At 35.4% G+C, this 17,856-nt stretch carries 17 protein-coding genes; 10 read left to right on the forward strand and 7 right to left on the reverse strand.

What is annotated here, in order from left to right; all coding sequences use genetic code 11:
• Positions 1–18 precede the first annotated feature (18 nt).
• The 3 genes from AC6EJA_RS09620 to lepB all read left to right on the forward strand — a co-directional run bounded on the left by AC6EJA_RS09620 (position 19) and on the right by lepB (position 1,978).
• Complete coding sequence (locus tag AC6EJA_RS09620) at positions 19–471, forward strand: DUF8631 domain-containing protein (RefSeq protein ID WP_498502437.1); 453 nt, start codon at positions 19–21, stop codon at positions 469–471.
• Between the two features lie 178 nt (positions 472–649).
• On the forward strand, positions 650–1,165 hold the full coding sequence (locus AC6EJA_RS09625; protein ID WP_498502438.1) for an inorganic diphosphatase: 516 nt from the start codon (positions 650–652) through the stop codon (positions 1,163–1,165).
• Between the two features lie 60 nt (positions 1,166–1,225).
• Complete coding sequence (gene lepB / locus AC6EJA_RS09630; protein WP_498502439.1) at positions 1,226–1,978, forward strand: signal peptidase I; 753 nt, start codon at positions 1,226–1,228, stop codon at positions 1,976–1,978.
• On the opposite strand, the gene AC6EJA_RS09635 is transcribed toward lepB, so the two are convergent.
• A complete protein-coding gene (locus AC6EJA_RS09635) occupies positions 1,941–3,197 on the reverse strand; it encodes an amidohydrolase family protein (RefSeq protein WP_498502440.1) in 1,257 nt (418 codons plus the stop codon). The two genes, lepB and AC6EJA_RS09635, sit on opposite strands and share 38 nt — an antisense overlap.
• Positions 3,198–4,523 (reverse strand): histidine phosphatase family protein, encoded by a 1,326-nt coding sequence (locus AC6EJA_RS09640; RefSeq protein ID WP_498502441.1) that lies wholly within the window; start codon positions 4,521–4,523, stop codon positions 3,198–3,200. It abuts the gene before it with no gap.
• Positions 4,524–4,634: 111 nt separating this feature from the next.
• Here AC6EJA_RS09640 and AC6EJA_RS09645 point away from each other — a divergent pair, with 111 nt between their 5' ends.
• From AC6EJA_RS09645 to AC6EJA_RS09660, 4 genes are all read left to right on the forward strand, one after another.
• The gene (locus tag AC6EJA_RS09645) at positions 4,635–5,990 is read left to right on the forward strand and encodes a CPBP family intramembrane glutamic endopeptidase (RefSeq protein WP_498502442.1); all 1,356 of its coding nucleotides are present in this window, start codon (positions 4,635–4,637) and stop codon (positions 5,988–5,990) included.
• Positions 5,991–6,074: 84 nt separating this feature from the next.
• On the forward strand, positions 6,075–6,566 hold the full coding sequence (locus tag AC6EJA_RS09650) for a hypothetical protein (RefSeq protein WP_498502443.1): 492 nt from the start codon (positions 6,075–6,077) through the stop codon (positions 6,564–6,566).
• On the forward strand, positions 6,567–8,345 hold the full coding sequence (locus AC6EJA_RS09655; RefSeq protein ID WP_498502444.1) for a peptidoglycan D,D-transpeptidase FtsI family protein: 1,779 nt from the start codon (positions 6,567–6,569) through the stop codon (positions 8,343–8,345). It abuts the gene before it with no gap.
• A 112-nt stretch (positions 8,346–8,457) separates the two neighbouring features.
• Positions 8,458–9,474 carry a transaldolase gene (locus tag AC6EJA_RS09660; RefSeq protein WP_498502445.1) on the forward strand — a complete coding sequence of 339 codons (1,017 nt, stop codon included), beginning with the start codon at positions 8,458–8,460 and terminating at the stop codon, positions 9,472–9,474.
• A gap of 60 nt (positions 9,475–9,534) precedes the next feature.
• On the opposite strand, the gene AC6EJA_RS09665 is transcribed toward AC6EJA_RS09660, so the two are convergent.
• The 5 genes from AC6EJA_RS09665 to AC6EJA_RS09685 all read right to left on the reverse strand — a co-directional run bounded on the left by AC6EJA_RS09665 (position 9,535) and on the right by AC6EJA_RS09685 (position 14,101).
• Positions 9,535–10,668, reverse strand: coding sequence for an NAD(P)/FAD-dependent oxidoreductase (locus tag AC6EJA_RS09665; RefSeq protein WP_498502446.1), 1,134 nt, complete (start codon positions 10,666–10,668; stop codon positions 9,535–9,537).
• The gene (gene frr / locus AC6EJA_RS09670; RefSeq protein ID WP_498502447.1) at positions 10,665–11,216 is read right to left on the reverse strand and encodes a ribosome recycling factor; all 552 of its coding nucleotides are present in this window, start codon (positions 11,214–11,216) and stop codon (positions 10,665–10,667) included. The genes AC6EJA_RS09665 and frr overlap by 4 nt, the downstream gene beginning before the upstream one ends.
• 52 nt (positions 11,217–11,268) lie before the next feature.
• Positions 11,269–11,976, reverse strand: a complete 708-nt coding sequence (pyrH, locus tag AC6EJA_RS09675) for a UMP kinase (RefSeq protein WP_498502448.1) — start codon at positions 11,974–11,976, stop codon at positions 11,269–11,271.
• Positions 11,977–12,167: 191 nt separating this feature from the next.
• Entirely contained in the window at positions 12,168–12,866 is a 699-nt protein-coding gene (cobO, locus tag AC6EJA_RS09680) for a cob(I)yrinic acid a,c-diamide adenosyltransferase (RefSeq protein WP_498502449.1), read from the reverse strand.
• Between the two features lie 95 nt (positions 12,867–12,961).
• Entirely contained in the window at positions 12,962–14,101 is a 1,140-nt protein-coding gene (locus AC6EJA_RS09685) for a site-specific integrase (protein WP_498502450.1), read from the reverse strand.
• 262 nt (positions 14,102–14,363) lie between these two features.
• Between AC6EJA_RS09685 and hemH the strand changes: the two genes are divergently transcribed.
• The 3 genes from hemH (at position 14,364) to AC6EJA_RS09700 (ending at position 17,856) form a co-directional block, all read left to right on the forward strand.
• Positions 14,364–15,539: a ferrochelatase gene (gene hemH / locus AC6EJA_RS09690; protein WP_498502451.1), complete on the forward strand. Its 1,176-nt coding sequence runs from the start codon at positions 14,364–14,366 to the stop codon at positions 15,537–15,539.
• Positions 15,540–15,655: 116 nt separating this feature from the next.
• Entirely contained in the window at positions 15,656–17,512 is a 1,857-nt protein-coding gene (gene ilvB / locus AC6EJA_RS09695) for a biosynthetic-type acetolactate synthase large subunit (RefSeq protein WP_498502452.1), read from the forward strand.
• Positions 17,509–17,856, forward strand: a complete 348-nt coding sequence (locus tag AC6EJA_RS09700; RefSeq protein WP_498502453.1) for a nuclease — start codon at positions 17,509–17,511, stop codon at positions 17,854–17,856. Before ilvB ends, AC6EJA_RS09700 begins: the two co-directional genes overlap by 4 nt.

The following is a 17,856-nucleotide window of genomic DNA, read 5'->3' on the forward strand; positions in this document are numbered from 1 at the left end:
ACAAAAACTTTTAGTACTATGTTCAACGGGTCGTTACAAACTCCTAAACCCTCTGAAGATTTGGGAATCAATAACGAAATTCAATCGGTCGGATCATCTCCTGAATCTTTGATAGGTATTGAGGAAGTTCAGAGAACACTCAATCGATCCAGGGCCTCTGTGTATAGGTATACAAATACAGACACCAGGAATATCAACCCTGCTTTTAACCCAAGAAAACTTAACCCTGAATACAGAACAGATCAAAAAGACCCTCTACTTTTTCATCCTAATGAGGTAGCGCGCTTTGCTAAAGATATTCTTCGTATTAAAGAGGTAAACGTTGAAGTACTAAATTCACCCTCTACGGTTACTCAGAATGTTCTTAATTCAATACTTGAAGAACTCAGGGAGATCAGAAAGCAACTAGAAAAGTTACCCAGTTCTAACATCTCTAATAAGTCCGATTTTGATGATAGATCTGCCGCATAGAAAAAATATTATTCCTTTAAAAAAATTTCATAGCAACTAGATTAGATCACAAACGAATTTATTAAATTAGAATTCTGACGTTATTATTTTTACTTTGAATTACTTGATTGCTCCACTGAGATTATTTTGGTAGATCTTTCATGTATTTACAAAATTACAAATTTTCCTTGAGAAATCAATGGATTTAACTACTATTTCTCCCTGCCCCTCAGAGGGATTGGTAAATCTCATTGTAGAGATACCCGCTGGGAGTAGGAATAAATATGAATATTGCGAACAGGCAGGCATCATGTCTCTTGATAGAGTTTTGCATTCGTCTGTTCGATATCCATTTGATTATGGATTTATCCCTAATACACTTGCCGAAGACGGAGCTCCTCTTGATGCGATGGTCATAATGGAAGAACCAACTTTTGCTGGTTGCTTGATTAGGTCTAGGCCGATTGGTGTTCTAGACCTTCACGATACTGGAGCTTATGACGGGAAAATACTGTGTGTTCCCGTAGAAGATCCACGTCAAAAAAATATTAATAGTATCAGGCAAATTGCTCCAAATCAGTTGGAGGATGTTGCTGAATTCTTTAGAACACATAAAAGTCTCGAGGGTAGGGTTATAGAAATTGATGGGTGGAGAGATTTTGATGCAGTTGAATCACTTCTTGCCAAATGTATAAAAGCAAATATAAATAGATGATTGATATATATTGGTGTTGGAAGTATCTTTCATGAAAGATTGAAAATCAAATTAGTTTTCATGTTGAACAAACTAAAAAAAATTGAATTTAATAAACTTTTCAATAATAGTTCAAGGAATGATAATTCTGATAAATTTGACCCTTTCGCTGATATTTTGTCTCCTTTATTTGTAACTATATTCTTTTACACTGTAATAAGAGTTTTTCTTGGTGAAGCTAGATATATTCCCTCTGGATCGATGCTTCCAAATCTTAAAATAAATGATAGGTTGCTCATTGAAAAAGTTACTTTTAGGCAAAGAAATCCAAAGAGAGGGGAAATAGTAGTCTTTAACTCTCCATATTCATTTGATCAAAAACTGATATCAGAAAGGGAAAATGATTTACCACAAAAATGGAAATGTAATTTATTAACTTTTCCTGTCTTTAATTTTTTCACAGGATTTGTAGACCCAGCATGCGATGCTTACATAAAGAGAGTTGTTGGAATTTCAGGTGATAGTGTATTTATCGATAGAAGGGGAAAAGTATTTATCGATAAAAAGCTGGTTTTTGAAAATTATGCGCCTCTTTATTGTAAATCAGATACTCTTATATTGAACTCATGTAATTCTATTCAGACAGTAGTTCCTCCCAATCACGTACTTGTTTTAGGAGATAATCGTGCTAACAGTTGGGATTCAAGATCATGGCCTGGTGGTCATATGTTGCCTAACAAGGAAATCATTGGTAGAGCTGTTTGGAGATTCTGGCCTATTAATAGGGTTGGTCTTCTCACTCCCTCAAGCCGCAGGCAATTACCTTCCCCTTGATAATTTGATTTTTGAGAGGTTCATTAGCCACACAATTTGAATTATTATTTTTGTTTGATTGGACCCAGCATTCTTCAGGATCAAATATTAGCCATCGTCTGCTTTCAAGAGATAATTCTTCGGGTTTTAAATTGAGCAATCTTGAAGGGCCAAAACTAATTGCATCCCACAGCTTTTTAATAGACCAATTAGATTTAATAATTAATTCATTCCATAGACATGGTAAAAGTAAGTTATAACCACTAATTCCTGGTAGACGTTCCCCTGAGGAGTAGAAAATATCTTGCTCACTTAGGGAAATATTATTTACGCCAACAGCACTAATTAAACCGTTATTAAGTGAATTTTTCAAAGCCTCTCTATCTCGTGGACTTCCAATTGAAGGGATAACTTTCCATCCTATTTCTGAAGTTTTTAAAGTAGAGTTGTCTGTTACTAGATGCCACCAGTGAACACTACAAATTGGCGGTGATTTCAGAGAATCAAGCAAAAAGGCACCCTCTTTGGTAGACAAGTTCATAATCCTGATTTGTGAACTCGGGTACTTCTTATGAAGTTCAAGAATTTGAGAGAGAGGAAGAGTCTCACTATCTATGGGATCTGGTTCCCATCCTGCACGAAGGGTCTCAACGCTTTCTCTGACAATGCCGTTGCTTTGAATTATTTGATCTCTTGGAGCTAAAAGAATTGGAAAAGTATCAATTTCATTCGCAAGGATAGCTTTGCGGATAATATCTACAGCGGGCATAAAATCGCCATCAGTTATTCCAATTGCTCCTTCTTCAAGTAGATTTGCGTGTGGAGCAAGTTCACTCCCAAGCCCCGATAGAGTTAATGCGCCCCATAGATGAATCCTTATGTCACTGTTTTTACTATTAAATCCACTAAGAAGCTCTGGCCGATCTCTCCAAAGATTTCCCTTCGGTAAAAGAGCTATTTGTCCGTAACCAGCTTGAGAGGCCTTCTTTTTCAAACTCTTAAGAGTTTCAATTTGGTTATTCAGTGGAGAAATTAAAATTGAGTGAGGATCTACTAAGCATGGTGCTAGAAGTAAACCATCACATTTTTGAGTTTTTATAGAGCGCTCTTTCGCAATCTTTCTGGCTTCTGCTCCAAAAGCTTTAAGTTCATTATCGATAATAAGGGCAGAATCTTCAATAACATTTTGCACTGAGTCATGAAGAGTCTGAATCTTATCAAAAAAAAGTGTACGAAACATCTACAACGCTCCGCTAGCCGTAGTATCAAATACACCTCCTAAATGTGAGGTTAAATTAAAGCAAGTAATAAGTTGATTTCCTTCAGAAACAAAATCTATAATAGTAATTCCACCATTCCCTTGCTTAATGGCCCAAATATTTTTTTCTGTTAAGCCTAGAATATTGCATAAAATAGTTTTGTTGACAGCATCATGAGCTACAACTAAAGCAGTATCTCGATCTTCAAGAGATTCACAAATTTCTTTCCAACACTTATTTGATCTTTCCCAAACCTCCTTGAGATTTTCTCCTTGAGGCATTGTAACTTTTTCAGGAGATTCTTTCCAGATCTCAAGCAGTTCTGTCCATTTTTCTTTTATTTCAGATTCAAGTTTTCCCTCCCAAAGGCCATGACTTATTTCTACGAGGTCATTTAGGAGTTTTAATTTTACGTTGGGATGATGATCCAAAATAATTTGAGCAGTTTCTTGTGGCCTCTTCATTGAACTGCTAAATGCCTTAGTGATGAGTGTATTTTTTAGAAAATCACCCGCGGCTGATGCTTGCTTTTTCCCATTATGATTAAGGGAAATGTCAATTTGACCTTGAAAACGCCCTTCAAGATTCCAATCTGTTTCACCATGTCTTACTAAAATTAGACGACCTTTCTTTTTCTTATTTGGTATGCCAGTGCCTAAATGGTTGGTGCTATTAAGACATTCAAGCTGATTCATTCGATGATCTCTGTTATTTTTATCAATATTGATTATGGATATGGAAGCATTATCAATTTGAATTTTTCTGAATCCCTGTGGCGGATTATTTAGTAAATTAAGGATTAAGCATCTTAAAATTGCATTATGCCCAACTACCAAAATATTCTCTTTAGTACTTTGTTCATGCGATTCAATAATTTTTTTTATGAATGAATCTGCTTGTAACATCAATTCTTTTACTGGTTTATAAGTTTCTCCATTAAGTCTTTTTATCTCAAGCTGCTCAGGATCTTGTTTCCATATCTCGTGGGCATCAGGAAATTTTGACTTAACTTCATCACGAGTGAGACCACTCCAAGCTTCAAGATCAATTTCTAATAAGTCGTCAGTATAAATTGGAATAATTGAACTTTGAAGCTGTTCAACAATTCCTTTTGTTGTCTCTGCAGCTCTTTTAAGAGGCGAACTGTAAATTCTGGAAATAGGACTTGTTGATAGAAATTTTCCAGCTGCAATAGCTTGCAATTTCCCCTGTTCAGTAAGAGTGGACAGATCATTACGTCCCTGAATACGATGATCTTTATTGAAGGTACTTAAGCCATGACGGACAAAAATCAGACGTAAAGTCATGTGCAGAAGGGCTTTGATGATTTGATTGGAACTAACATGGAGAAAACCACAAACGAATCTTGATTAAAATTAAATGTTCGTTGTTCAGTTAATCCATTTTATTCGATCTGTATGAGACAAGCTACTCCTCTATGGAAGTTATTGGCGGCTTTCTTTTCTCTTTTCCTAACTATACTTGTTTGGCAAAAAGGCCTTCAGGAAAGCTTTGATCGGCCCTCAGTTGCTCCAAAACTCTCCTTGAGGCAACAAGAAATGTCAGTGGTAGCATCTCATATTCTTCCTGAACCTTTCTTATCACTTACAAGTGATGATCCTAAAGAAAGCCTTAGAGGTCTTCTTGAAGAAATCCCCTTCAATGAGTTAGATGATAGAAATAAAATTGTGTTGGCTGCTCTACAGCCAACACAAAAACTTAGAGATGAAATTCTGAAAGGTAATTTGACTAATAAAAAAATAATTCCAATTCAACAACTTCTCTTGAATTCATCAGAGTATGCCTCAAAATTCAATTCTAATCCAGATATACTGGCGGAATTAAAAAAAGATCCACTTTTATATCAATTAACATGTGATGCCGTTAATGGAGATATCTATGATTGCGATTTTTCTGAAACATCTAAATGGATTGCAATAAAATTATTAACAATTCTGTTTTTCCCATTTATAGCTGTAGCTATTGGCCTCATTCTTTTATTAAAGCAATTATGGGTAGCTTTTAGAAAAAAAAATATTCCTTGGCCAAATCAAACACAACTACCACTCACGATCGTTGACATGATGCTGTTGATTTTTGGAGGATTTGTTGTACTTGGGGAGGTTCTCTTCCCTGCAGTAATAATACCTTTAAGTGGTTTCATAACGGATGGATTGAGTGTGCCTGTGGGAGAATCTTTGAGAGTATTGATAGGATATATCTCTATGACTATCCCTCCACTGCTGATTCTATTTCAACAGCTACGAAAACTTACTATTAGCGAGATGCCAGAGGGGGGCTGGTTACAGTGGGGAATAAAACCTATTCAAAAATCAATATCTCAAGCAATTAGAGCATGGTTGATCGTAATCCCATTTGTATTGCTATCTGGCTGGTTGATAACTTTATTTTTTGGAGATCCGGGTGGAAGTAATCCGTTGCTTGACCTTGTTCTGAATAGTCAAAATAAATTTGCACTAATATTACTATTGATAACTACTGTTATATTAGCTCCAGCCTTTGAAGAATTGATTTTTAGGGGAGCTCTTTTACCTGTCTTGGCAGCGAAATTTGGCCGATATGGAGGAATTGTTTTAAGTGCTCTTGTTTTTGCACTTGCACATCTAAGTGTGGGAGAGCTCCCACCATTATTTGTACTTGGCGTGGGCCTAGGTATTTTGAGATTAAGTTCTGGGAAGCTTTTACCCTGTGCTGTCATGCACGCACTTTGGAATGGGATGACATTCACAAATCTTTTATTGTTGGCAAAATAAATTGTGGAGAATTATCTGATTTACTCTTGCAAACACATATTTGTAGTGTTTCACTGAAAGTGTTTGCGAATCCATTTCAGAATTGTGAATCTTCATTATGTTGGAAATCAGAAAATAAAAAATAAAAATTCCATTATAGAAAATTCTAGTTTTAAATATAAAAATTTATTCAAGCAATCAATTTTTAGTTCAACAAATAAAGAACTCATTCGTAGATATCCACTTCTTGCTGCTACACATAGAATCATTGATGGATCTTTAATTGGATTAATTTTTGTCCTAGTAATAATGTCAATAATTTCCCTTCATGGGCAGCATTTGTGGACACAATCTTTCTCGAATTTGGAGTCATCAAGAAATCTTATTAATAAGCTTAAGGAGTCAATCTCTATGCTAGAAAGACATCATTTAATAATTAAAAGTTCAGATCAATCATTGGTTGAGACTAAAACTTCTAATTTACTTTATCTGAAAAAGGGAAAAGAGAAAAAAATTAATTTGATTGATAAGTTTAAGTTAAAATTATTTGCCAATGAAAATTTAAAAAAAAAATATCCTTTTAGTGAGGGTTATTAAATGTCAATAGACACATCAGGAGGATACCATTTTAGAAAAAGAGGAAATAGAAAGACAATTCCGCTTAATATTATTCCAGTTAATAGGTTGAAATTAGTTTTTTTTATTCTTTGCCTTGGTTTACTAACTCTCAGTGGCAGAGCGGCATGGCTTCAAATTATTCAATCTTCCTCTCTGAGAGCTCGAGCTAGATCCTTTCAAATTGAGAGGAATCTACCGTTAGGTATTAGACGCTCAATAATCGATCGGAATGGTAAGCTTGTAGCGTTTGATGAAGAGAGATATCGACTATGGGCTCATCCAAAATATTTTAATTTTCCAGGTGATTCTGCCGATAGAATTCGTGAACCCCTAGAGGTCGCAACAGAACTTTCCTCATACCTTTCTATGTCTACATTGAAATTAAAATCTTATTTTGATGGAAGGGATTCAGGTGTAAGAGTAAAGGAAGGCATATCCAAGGAAGTTGCATCTCAGATAAAAAATCTTGGAATAAGTGGTATTGATTTAGAGTCCTATCCCCAAAGATTTTACCCACAGGGCGATCTCTTCGCTAATGTAATTGGTTTTTTAAATCATGATAGGGTCCCTCAGGCAGGTCTAGAGAGAAGTCTAAATAAGAGATTTTTGAGGAATGAGCAAACTCATTATCTCAGAAAAGGAGCGGATGGTACTCCCTTACCGGATGAGATAAAAGCTGGCGTTTTCAAAGGAGACGATCATGAGTTGCAATTGACATTAGATACGCGTTTACAAATGATTACTGCAAAAGAATTGGCAAAGCAAGTTAAAGCATGGAATGCTTCTAAAGGTGTCGGCATCGTAATGGATGCTAGCAATGGAGAAATTTTAGCTTTAGCTTCAACGCCAACCTATGATCCAAATAGCTATTGGAATTATTCTCCCAATCGTTTCAAAGAATGGTCCGTACAGGATTTATTTGAACCCGGATCCGTTTTCAAGCCGATAAATCTTGCACTTGCTTTGCAAGAAGGTGTCATTACATCAGATGGTTCTGTCTATGATTCAGGAACAGTTACCGTTGGTGGTTGGCCTTTAAAAAATTGGAATCATAAAGCTAACGGTTTTATGAATTATGCCAAAGTTCTAGAAGTCTCAAGCAACGTAGGCATGGTAAATATTATGCAAAACTTAGACTCATCTTCTTATTGGGAGTGGTTAGATAAATTGGGAATTAGTAAAGCTCCTGATACTGATTTGCCAGGAGCAGTTGGCGGTCAACTTAGAAATAAAAAATTATTTCTTGAACAACCAATTCACCATGCAGTTGCATCCTTCGGGCAAGGTTTCTCCATAACACCTTTAAAACTTGTTCAATTGCATGCATTAATTGCAAATGGGGGAATGAAAGTTACTCCCCACATCACAAAAGGTTTCTCTGAGGATATTTTGGGGCATTCAAAAGATCAAAAAAACATCCAAGTCTTTAGTCCAGAGGTCACTAAAACAGTGCTTTCTTGGATGGAATCAGTTGTAGAAAATGGTAGTGGAAAAGGCGTTTTGACGCCAAACTATCGAATAGCAGGGAAGACAGGAACAGCTGATAATTCACAAAATGGACAAAGTTATACTTCTAAAATTTGCAGTTTTGTTGCGATATTGCCTGTTGATAAACCTAGATATGTAGTTCTTGTTGCAATTGATGATCCCAAAAAAGAATATGCATACGGATCGACTGTGGCAGTTCCTGTTGCGAAAAAAATCATTGAAAGCTTGCTGGTAATAGAGAAAGTACCCCCTACACTCAAAAGGACTTAATCATCTAATTATTTAAATAATGAAAATTTATCAAATAATTAATATTTAAAACTCTTTTCAAGCTGAAATTTAGTCGAGAAATAGCTAGGTTTAAGTCCAATAACAAATGTTTATGTCCTCCCTTCTTGAGCAATTATCCTTAATGACTGTTGTGGTCGCAGATACTGGCGAACTTGAGGCTATTAAGAACTTCAAGCCAAGAGATGCAACCACTAATCCATCGTTAATTTTAGCGGCTGCTCAAAATCCTTCATATCAATACTTAATTGATGAGTCATTAAATTCATCTCGCAGAAACTGTGGCAATAAAGCAAATACTACAGAAGTCGTATCAGAAGCATTAGATCTTATTTGTGTTTATTTTGGAAGGGAGATACTAAACTACATCCCTGGAAGAGTATCTACTGAAGTAGATGCAAGACTTAGTTACGATACTGATTCCACAATTGCCAAGGCTCGTAAAATAATTAAATTGTACGAGAGTTTTGGTATTTCCAAAGATAGAGTGTTAATAAAAATTGCTTCTACTTGGCAAGGTATTAAGGCCGCTGAGTCTCTCGAAAAAGATGGAATTCATTGTAATTTAACGTTATTATTCAATTTTTATCAAGCTGTAGCTTGCGCTGAAGCTGGAGTAACTTTGATATCTCCATTTGTTGGCCGAATTCTTGATTGGTATAAAGCTGCTACTGGAAAAGAAAATTACCCTGGTAATGAAGATCCCGGAGTTGTATCAGTAACTAAAATTTTTAATTACTTCAAATTCAATGGTTTTAAAACTGAGGTTATGGGAGCTAGCTTTAGAAATCTTGATGAGATTAAGGAACTCGCTGGATGTGATTTGTTGACAATTTCGCCCAAGCTTCTTGAGGAATTAAAATCTCAAAATGGAAAATTGGAATTGAAATTAAATGCATCAAATCCTAAAGAGATAAATGAGAATATTCAAATAGATCAAACAAGCTTTGATCTATTGATGGCAGGTGACCGAATGGCCTCCGAAAAACTTAAGGAGGGTATTGACGGATTTAGTAAGGCCATAAATACACTTGAAACTCAACTTACCGAGCGTTTAAACATCATTGAGAGTAAAAAAAATCCCTCCCCATTGATAAGTCATAACAGTTAGATCTTCTTAGCGCTTATTTCAATATCTTCGAAAATAAATTTTAATATAATCCAAAAATACTTAATTTCTCTGAAAAAGTAATCTTTTAATTACTCTTTGGGCAATATCTTCATAACTCATTTTTCCAGAAAGTATTTGAGCTATTCTCTCTGGGGCTGTTGGTCTTTTAACTCCAAGATTGTATCCAATTTTGGGCAATCTATAAAAAACTTGAGATATTCTTTTCCCCCAAGCCATAGATTTCCCCCAATTGTGTTTAATGGAATTTGTGTAAGGACTTAAATCTTCAATATCTCCGTCTAACAAGAGATTTATTGTTTTAGCTGCTTCATAACCACTTAATATTGCAGGCCTTATTCCTTCTGCAAGAAAGGGATCGCAAAGAGAAGCGGCATCTCCTACGGCAAGGATGCCTGAGCCGTGAAGTTGAGAATGACCATTCCAAACTCTTAAGGACACTAGTTTGTGATTATTTTGAGGATAATTAAAGCCCAAGCTAGGCAAGATTTTTTTTAGTATCAGCTCACTTTTGATATCTATATTTTCATCCAAAAAAGTACCTATTCCTAAATTAATCTCATCATTCATAGGAAATGCCCAAGCAAAACCATTACGAACTAACCCAAATTCAAATCTTGCAGTTCCATTTTTTAGTGTTCCTCTTCCTTTCAACCTTAAAGATAATGTTGATGCAAAGTGAGGTTTTTGAGGGCCAATTTTAAATTTTTGGGGCCATGGAGAGGCCGAACCATCTGCAATGATTACAGTTTTGGCTTCAATTTGAATACCTTCACTCGAGGTTGTTTTCCATATATTGTTATCTCTTTTGAGATCTATAGCATTAAATGGCCTTATTAATTCAACGCCTAAATTAACAGCATGTTCTCTTATGAATTCGTCGAGTTCTTCTCTTCTAACAATCCAGAAAGGTTCTGCATTTCCTAAGTTCGCAGTTACCCTATCTTTCAAGCACCAGCTGAATTCAACGGTTTTTATTATTTCTTCTACCTTTGGTTCTAAATCAAAAGGAAACCATTTTTGTATTGATGATGCGACACCACCTCCACATTGTTTAGTCGATAATTTAACGCTCTTTTCAACAATAACGACTTTTTTTCCTGCTAATGCTAGATGAAATGCAGCTGTAGAACCAGCTGCACCAGCTCCAATAATGAGGACATCTTTGGTTATCAAACTTTTAGAATTTCAGATTCTTTTTCTGAAAGATTTTTTTCTATTTCGTTAATAAACTTGTCGGTCATTTTTTGAACTTGTTCTTGTTTATCATGGCTTTGATCTTTGGATATTTCGGAGTCTTTTTCGAGTTTTTTTATTTTTTCAATTAATTCTCTACGTATATTTCTCAAAGCAACTTTACCTTCTTCAGCATATTTAGAGGCTAATTTGCAAAATTCTTTACGACGCTCTTCAGTTAATGGCGGGATGTTTATTCGGATTATTTTCCCATCATTATTTGGAGTGAAACCAAGATCACTTGTACCTATAGCTTTTTCTATTAGAGGTAGAGAGCTAATGTCGAAAGGCTGTATTGAGATTGTTTGAGAGTCTGGAGTGCCAAGGGTTGCTAGTGATTTTAATGGGGTTTCTGCTCCATAGTATTCAACGGATATTCGATCAAGTAATGATGTATTTGCTCTACCAGTTCTAATAGTATTGAAATTTCGCTGAGCAGCCTCAACGGATTTACGCATACTTGACTCGAGCTCTTCTTGGTTTTCCATATATTTTTTGATAATAGTTTTATTTTAAATGAGAATAATATTAATTCCAGATTTAAATAGATATCCTTGAACCAATTTTTTCTCCTGATACAGCCTTTCTGATATTACCTGGTTGAAAGATATCAAAAACAACTATTGGGATCTTGTTGTCTTTACACAGAGCAATAGCCGTACTGTCCATAACACCAATCTCTTTACTTAAGACTTCCTGAAAAGTAAGGTTTGTGAATTTTTTTGCATCTGAGAATCTTTTCGGATCTCGGTCATATACTCCGTCTACTTTAGTTGCTTTTAAAACTACCTCAGCATTTATTTCTGCTGCTCTTAAAGCTGCTGTTGTGTCTGTTGTAAAAAAAGGATTTCCACAGCCACCACCAAAAACAACTACTCTTCCTTTCTCTAAATGCCTAATTGCTCTTCTTCTGATATATGGCTCTGCAATTTGTTGCATATCAATAGCTGATTGGACTCTTGTTGCAACGCCTGCTCTCTCAAGACCATCTTGAAGTGTTATGGCATTCATTACTGTTGCAAGCATCCCAACATAATCCGCTGTGGCTCTATCCATGCCAGCAGCGGAACCTTTTAGACCCCTGAAAATATTCCCACCCCCAACAACAATTGCTATTTGAATTCCATCAGAAACAACTTGTGAGATGTCCGAGGCAATTGATTGAACAATTTCGGGATCAATTCCATATGGTTTGTCTCCCATCAGCGCTTCACCACTGAGTTTTATGAGGGCTCGTGCGAATGCCATTCATGAACAATAACTAATTGACGGTAGCAAGGGTATCGAACAGAAAATTGTTCTGTATTGGTTTGCTAGCTATGAAGAGATGGAATGATTAGAACAGTAATATGTAAAAAAAAACTTTATTGCATATAAGGATTCATAAGAAGGTATTTATACAGTAAGTGAATACATCCATTAAAAGAATATTTGCTTTCTTAAAATTCTATTCCCTCTTGAGCTTTAATTCCCTTTTCTTTAAAAGGATGATGGATTAATTTCATCTCAGTAACTAAATCTGCTTTTTCAATAAGTTCTTTGTGAGCATTTCTTCCAGTAAAAACAACATGGTTTGCTGGATCTCTCATTTTAATTCCCTCTATTACCTCTTCAAAAGAAATATATCCAAGCTTAATTGCTATATTGATTTCATCAAGTATTACAAGCTTGAAGGAATAATCATTTAGATATTTAAGAGCTTTTTCCCAGGATTCATTGACTAATTCCTTGTCTCTAATTCTATCTTGTGTCTCCCATGTAAATCCTTCACCAAGAGAATGCCAGTGGAGGTTTTCACCAAATAATTTAAGAGATTCATATTCTCCTGGCGTCCAACCACCTTTGATAAATTGTATTATTGCAACCTTTTTCTTATGTCCTAAAGTTCTCAAAGCAAGACCAAGTGCAGCTGTAGTTTTACCCTTACCGTTGCCTGTAAATACTATTAACAATCCCTTTTTTTTGTCTCTTAAGCCTAATCTTTTCATTTGTATTTCTTTTCTTTTTTGCATCTTATTACGATAGCTTTCCTCATCCTTTTCATCTTTTGTGAATCCCCCTATTCCAATTTCATTGGAGGATTTATCTAGACTTTCTGCTTCTATTTTTTTCTTAATTTCTTTGTTTTCCTTAGTCATTTTGGTAGTCTCTTACTAAGAGAAAATTCTAATCTATATTTGGCAACTATAATAAATATATTTGTTGTTTTTATTTAAAATTACTTTAAAAAAGATTATATTTTATCAATAACTGCATCTACAGCTTTCTGTTGGTCTCTTCTCGTTATCCAATGATGATATGTACGATTGTGAATTGATACCGAGTGACCCATCATTCTTGCCGAAACTGTATCAGGCAATCCAATCAAAATTGTTCTTACAGCCCATGCGTGTCTTAGGTAGTAAGGCGTGATAGGTAATTTATATCTTCTAAATTGTTCGGAAACTCTTCTACCAACTTTTTGAAGAGTTGTAGTACTTAAATTTATATTGATTTGAGGTAAATGATTTTTATCTTTACTTAGCTTTTCTAGTTGAAAAAGATCTACCCATTCTGGATGAAATGGCCAAACTTCATGTTCGCCAGTCTTTGTTGTTGGTAAAACTCTTATTACTTTATCCCCAGTTTTTTTTATTGATGAGAAATCAGAGAAAAAAACCTCATGGTTTCGGAGTCCATATGTTGCCATTACTCCAAACACCAACTTCCATTCGGGATTAGGTATCTGTTCCCATAAAGCTATTATTTTCTCATCACTTGGTAATTCCCGATAATTATATTGCTTAAGACCATAACCTAAAGCTATTTTTTTCCAATTATCTGATAACTCAATATTCAAAAACTTTGCAAAGATTCCTAATGAAGATGAACATTGTAATCTGCTTCTGCTATTAAGTTGATAAGTTTCTAAAGTCTCAAAAAAAAGCTTTGGATTGATTGAATAATTTTTTTTATCTTGTAATATTTCAAGTTTTTTCAGATAGGGTTTGTATGCTGAATCCCAAGTTGTCCTTTTGCTTGCTGAACTACCTTCCTTAAAAAAAAATGCCTCAAAGTTTTTAATAGCCTCATTGAGTGAATTTTTCGCTGAACCCTTCTTTTTTGAAGTTGACCTATTCCAATTACTCCAATTGAATTGATTGTGTTGAAGTTGAAGTAACAATAATTCAAGTAGTTTCTCAGATTTCTTTAATCCTTCCAAGTCTGCTGGTAAATTTAAGCTGATTCTTTGGTATTTTGTAAGGTTACTGTTTTCTTTGGAAGGTAAAATTCCCCTAAAACTTAATGTTTTGCCTCTTTTTTCGATCTTTATCTTGGATCCATTTTTAGCTATTTTATCGTTAATTATTTTTATATTCTCTGAGAAATTCATATTACTTTGTAGTAATTTTTTCTAGGTCTTATTTTTAACAAAAAAGATTTTAATTATGTTATAACTCAAAAATTGTAGAAAGCCAATTTCAATCTTGATTTTTTATTACTAACTTACTTTCTTGTTATGAGGTGTTTTATAAAAATATGATTTTTAAATGGTTTGAAAAATTTGGAAGTTGCTTATGTCATCATTTTAACAATTTTTCAAGTTAATTTTAAGTTTTCAGCAGCTAATCTATTTTAAGCATTGCCTTCTATGAATGTCTCGCGTTGGAGTCCTCTTAATGAATCTTGGGGGACCGGAGCGAATAAAAGATGTCGGCCCCTTTCTCTACAACCTTTTTTCAGATCCAGAGATTATAAGACTGCCTATTCCAGCCTTTCAAAAACCCCTTGCGTGGTTAATAAGCACCCTGCGAAGTACAAAATCTCAAAAAGCATATGAAGCTATTGGCGGTGGTTCGCCTCTTAGGCGCATTACTGAACAACAAGCAAGAGAATTACAGAGTGAACTTCGACAAAGAGGTATTGACGCTACTAGCTATATCGCAATGCGCTACTGGCATCCCTTCACTGAGTCTGCTGTTGCAGATCTAAAAGCTGATGGAGTAACACAAGTCGTTGTTCTACCTTTATACCCACACTTTTCTATAAGTACATCTGGATCGAGTTTTAGAGAATTGAGTAGATTAAGAGTCTCTGATAATGAATTTAAGAAAATACCAATTAGGTGCATAAGGAGTTGGTTTGATCAAGAAGGGTATGTGCAAGCAATGGCTGAACTTATCCAAGAGCAAATACAAAAATGCAACACCCCCCAAGAAGCTCATGTTTGTTTTACTGCTCATGGTGTACCCAAAAGTTATGTTGATGATGCTGGAGATCCCTATAAAGATGAAATAGAAAATTGCTCAATTTTAATAATCGATAAACTCGAAAAAACGCTTGGCTATACAAATCCTTATACTCTTTCTTATCAAAGTAGGGTCGGACCTGAAGAATGGCTGAAGCCATATACAGAGGATGTTTTGGCAACTCTTGGTAAAGGAGGAACAAGAGAACTTGTAGTTGTACCAATAAGTTTTGTAAGTGAACATATTGAAACTCTTCAGGAAATAGATATTGAGTATCGAGAGCTGGCTGAAAAATCTGGCATCGAAAATTTCTTCCGTGTTAGGGCATTAAATACCCACCCTATTTTCATTAAAGGTCTTGCAGATTTGGTAACCTCTTGTCTTGATGGACCTGAAGTTACCCTTGATGATGCCTCAAAATTGCCTGAGAGAGTAAAGTTATATCCTCAAGAGAAATGGCAATGGGGGTGGAACAACAGTTCCGAAGTATGGAATGGCAGAGTTGCAATGATTGTATTTTTGGTGTTTTTCATTGAGTTTTTCATGGGTAGTGGACCATTACATAACCTTGGATTGCTCTGAATTAGATAAATTGAACGGCAGTTTTAGAATTTCTTGTTTTCTTATTTCATATTTTTTTATCCATTTTCTAAAGTATCCAGTAACATTTATTGTTAATTAATTAAATTGAATTTGCCGTGACCCTGACGTCAGCATCTTTGGCTCTGGGTGAGTCGGAAAAAAAACGCAATAAACTTACTCTTGGGGCTGATGCCCTTATGGATTCTTTAAGAAGAAATGGAGTTGATACAATTTTTGGTTACCCAGGTGGCGCAATTTTGCCGATCTACGATGCAGTTTACAAAGCTGAGGAGCAAGGTTGGTTGAAGCATATTTTGGTTAGGCATGAGCAAGGTGGAGCTCATGCTGCTGATGGTTTTGCAAGATCTACCGGCAAAGTTGGGGTTTGTTTTGGAACATCTGGTCCAGGGGCAACAAATCTAGTTACTGGTATCGCAACAGCACAAATGGATTCTGTGCCATTAGTAGTCATAACAGGACAAGTACCTAGACCCGCAATTGGAACAGACGCTTTTCAAGAGACGGATATTTTTGGAATTACACTCCCTATTGTTAAACATTCTTGGGTTGTTAGAGATCCCTCGGAGATAGCCTCAGTAGTTTCTCAGGCTTTTGTGATAGCTGCCGAAGGCAGACCTGGACCTGTATTGATTGATATACCTAAAGATGTTGGTCAAGAGCTTTTTTACTACGAGCCAGTTGATCCTGGATCTGTTCTCCCAAAGGGATTTAGGTTACCTCCTGTTCCAGACGAACAATCTCTAATAGATGCTCTTGATCTGATAGAAAATGCGAATAAACCACTTTTATATGTTGGCGGTGGTGCTGTCTCCTCTGGTGCTCATGAAGTTTTGTCCTCTTTTGCTAGGCGTCATAGCATTCCCGTTACAACAACTTTGATGGGAAAAGGCGCATTTGACGAAAAAGAATATCTCTCATTAGGGATGCTTGGAATGCATGGAACTGCCTACGCAAACTTTGCAGTAACTGATTGCGATTTGCTTATTGCTGTTGGAGCTCGTTTTGATGACAGAGTTACTGGAAAACTCGATACCTTTGCACCCTCTGCAAAGGTAATTCATTTTGAGATAGATCCTGCTGAGGTTAATAAAAATCGTTTTGCAGAAGTTGCAGTACTGGGAGATGTAGGAGAGAATCTAAAAAAATTACTTGAATTAAGCAAGAGAAAAGATATTAAATCAAATACAAAAGATTGGCTTGCTCAAATAGAAAATTGGAAATTGAAATACCCATTAGTTAATCCACCAAAGGAAGGTCAAATCTATCCACAAGAGGTGTTACTTGAATTGCGTAATTTGGCTCCAAATGCATACGTAACCACAGATGTGGGGCAGCATCAAATGTGGGCAGCCCAATATTTGCGTAATGGACCTAGACAATGGATAAGTAGTGCAGGGCTTGGAACAATGGGATTTGGCATACCAGCTGCAATGGGCGTTCAAATTGCTCTGCCAAAAGAACAAGTTTTATGTATTGCAGGCGATGCAAGTATCCTTATGAATATTCAAGAATTAGGCACTGTATCTCAATATAATTTGAATGTTAAAATAATAATTATAAATAATCATTGGCAAGGAATGGTCAGGCAATGGCAAGAAAGATTTTATGACGAAAGGTATTCAGCTACTGATATGAAAAATGGAGAACCTAATTTCTCTGCGCTAGCAAATTCATTTGGAATTGAAGGGGTTATGATCAATCGACGGGAAGATCTAAAGCCTAAATTAAAAGATGCTTTAGAAAAAAAAGGACCTGCACTAATTGATATACACGTCAGAAGAAATGAAAATTGCTATCCAATGGTTCCTCCTGGTAAAGGTAATAATCAGATGGTGGGATTACCAGTAGTAAATGATAACTCTGTGCCTAATAATTCTTTATGCTCTAGCTGTGGTAAAGACATTCAGAACAGTTTTCTTTATTGTCCTTATTGTGGAAAATCTTCTAAATGAAAAAAATTATTTTTTCTTGTTTGATTTTTCTGTTTTCTTTGATCTTTTCTTTTAAAGTTAATAGTGCAGAAGTATTGCAAATTACAAATTCTTCAACCCTGTTAATAGGCGATCATAATAGAAATTACACAATAAGAATCGCTTGCTTAGTTGTCGATCCTTCAAATGAAAGTAATGCGATTGACACTTTAGAAAAAATTTTACCAAGACACACAAAAGTAAATTTAAAACCCAAAGGCTCTCAAAATGGGGTATTAATTTCAAAAGTATTAAGAATAGATGATAATAAAGACATATCCTTAGACTTAATAGATCGTGGAATAGCTAAATCAGATTGTTATTAA

Source organism: Prochlorococcus sp. MIT2309 (assembly GCF_059772305.1).

Coding starts and splice junctions, on each gene's coding strand:
- hemH (WP_498502451.1), top strand. CDS start 14,364: ATGTCTCGCGTTGGAGTCCTCTTAATGAATCTTGGGGGACCGGAGCGA.
- lepB (WP_498502439.1), top strand. CDS start 1,226: ATGTTGAACAAACTAAAAAAAATTGAATTTAATAAACTTTTCAATAAT.
- frr (WP_498502447.1), bottom strand. CDS start 11,216: ATGGAAAACCAAGAAGAGCTCGAGTCAAGTATGCGTAAATCCGTTGAG.
- AC6EJA_RS09700 (WP_498502453.1), top strand. CDS start 17,509: ATGAAAAAAATTATTTTTTCTTGTTTGATTTTTCTGTTTTCTTTGATC.
- AC6EJA_RS09625 (WP_498502438.1), top strand. CDS start 650: ATGGATTTAACTACTATTTCTCCCTGCCCCTCAGAGGGATTGGTAAAT.
- cobO (WP_498502449.1), bottom strand. CDS start 12,866: ATGACTAAGGAAAACAAAGAAATTAAGAAAAAAATAGAAGCAGAAAGT.
- AC6EJA_RS09685 (WP_498502450.1), bottom strand. CDS start 14,101: ATGAATTTCTCAGAGAATATAAAAATAATTAACGATAAAATAGCTAAA.
- AC6EJA_RS09620 (WP_498502437.1), top strand. CDS start 19: ATGTTCAACGGGTCGTTACAAACTCCTAAACCCTCTGAAGATTTGGGA.
- AC6EJA_RS09660 (WP_498502445.1), top strand. CDS start 8,458: ATGTCCTCCCTTCTTGAGCAATTATCCTTAATGACTGTTGTGGTCGCA.
- AC6EJA_RS09655 (WP_498502444.1), top strand. CDS start 6,567: ATGTCAATAGACACATCAGGAGGATACCATTTTAGAAAAAGAGGAAAT.
- AC6EJA_RS09640 (WP_498502441.1), bottom strand. CDS start 4,523: ATGACTTTACGTCTGATTTTTGTCCGTCATGGCTTAAGTACCTTCAAT.
- pyrH (WP_498502448.1), bottom strand. CDS start 11,976: ATGGCATTCGCACGAGCCCTCATAAAACTCAGTGGTGAAGCGCTGATG.
- AC6EJA_RS09635 (WP_498502440.1), bottom strand. CDS start 3,197: ATGTTTCGTACACTTTTTTTTGATAAGATTCAGACTCTTCATGACTCA.
- AC6EJA_RS09645 (WP_498502442.1), top strand. CDS start 4,635: ATGAGACAAGCTACTCCTCTATGGAAGTTATTGGCGGCTTTCTTTTCT.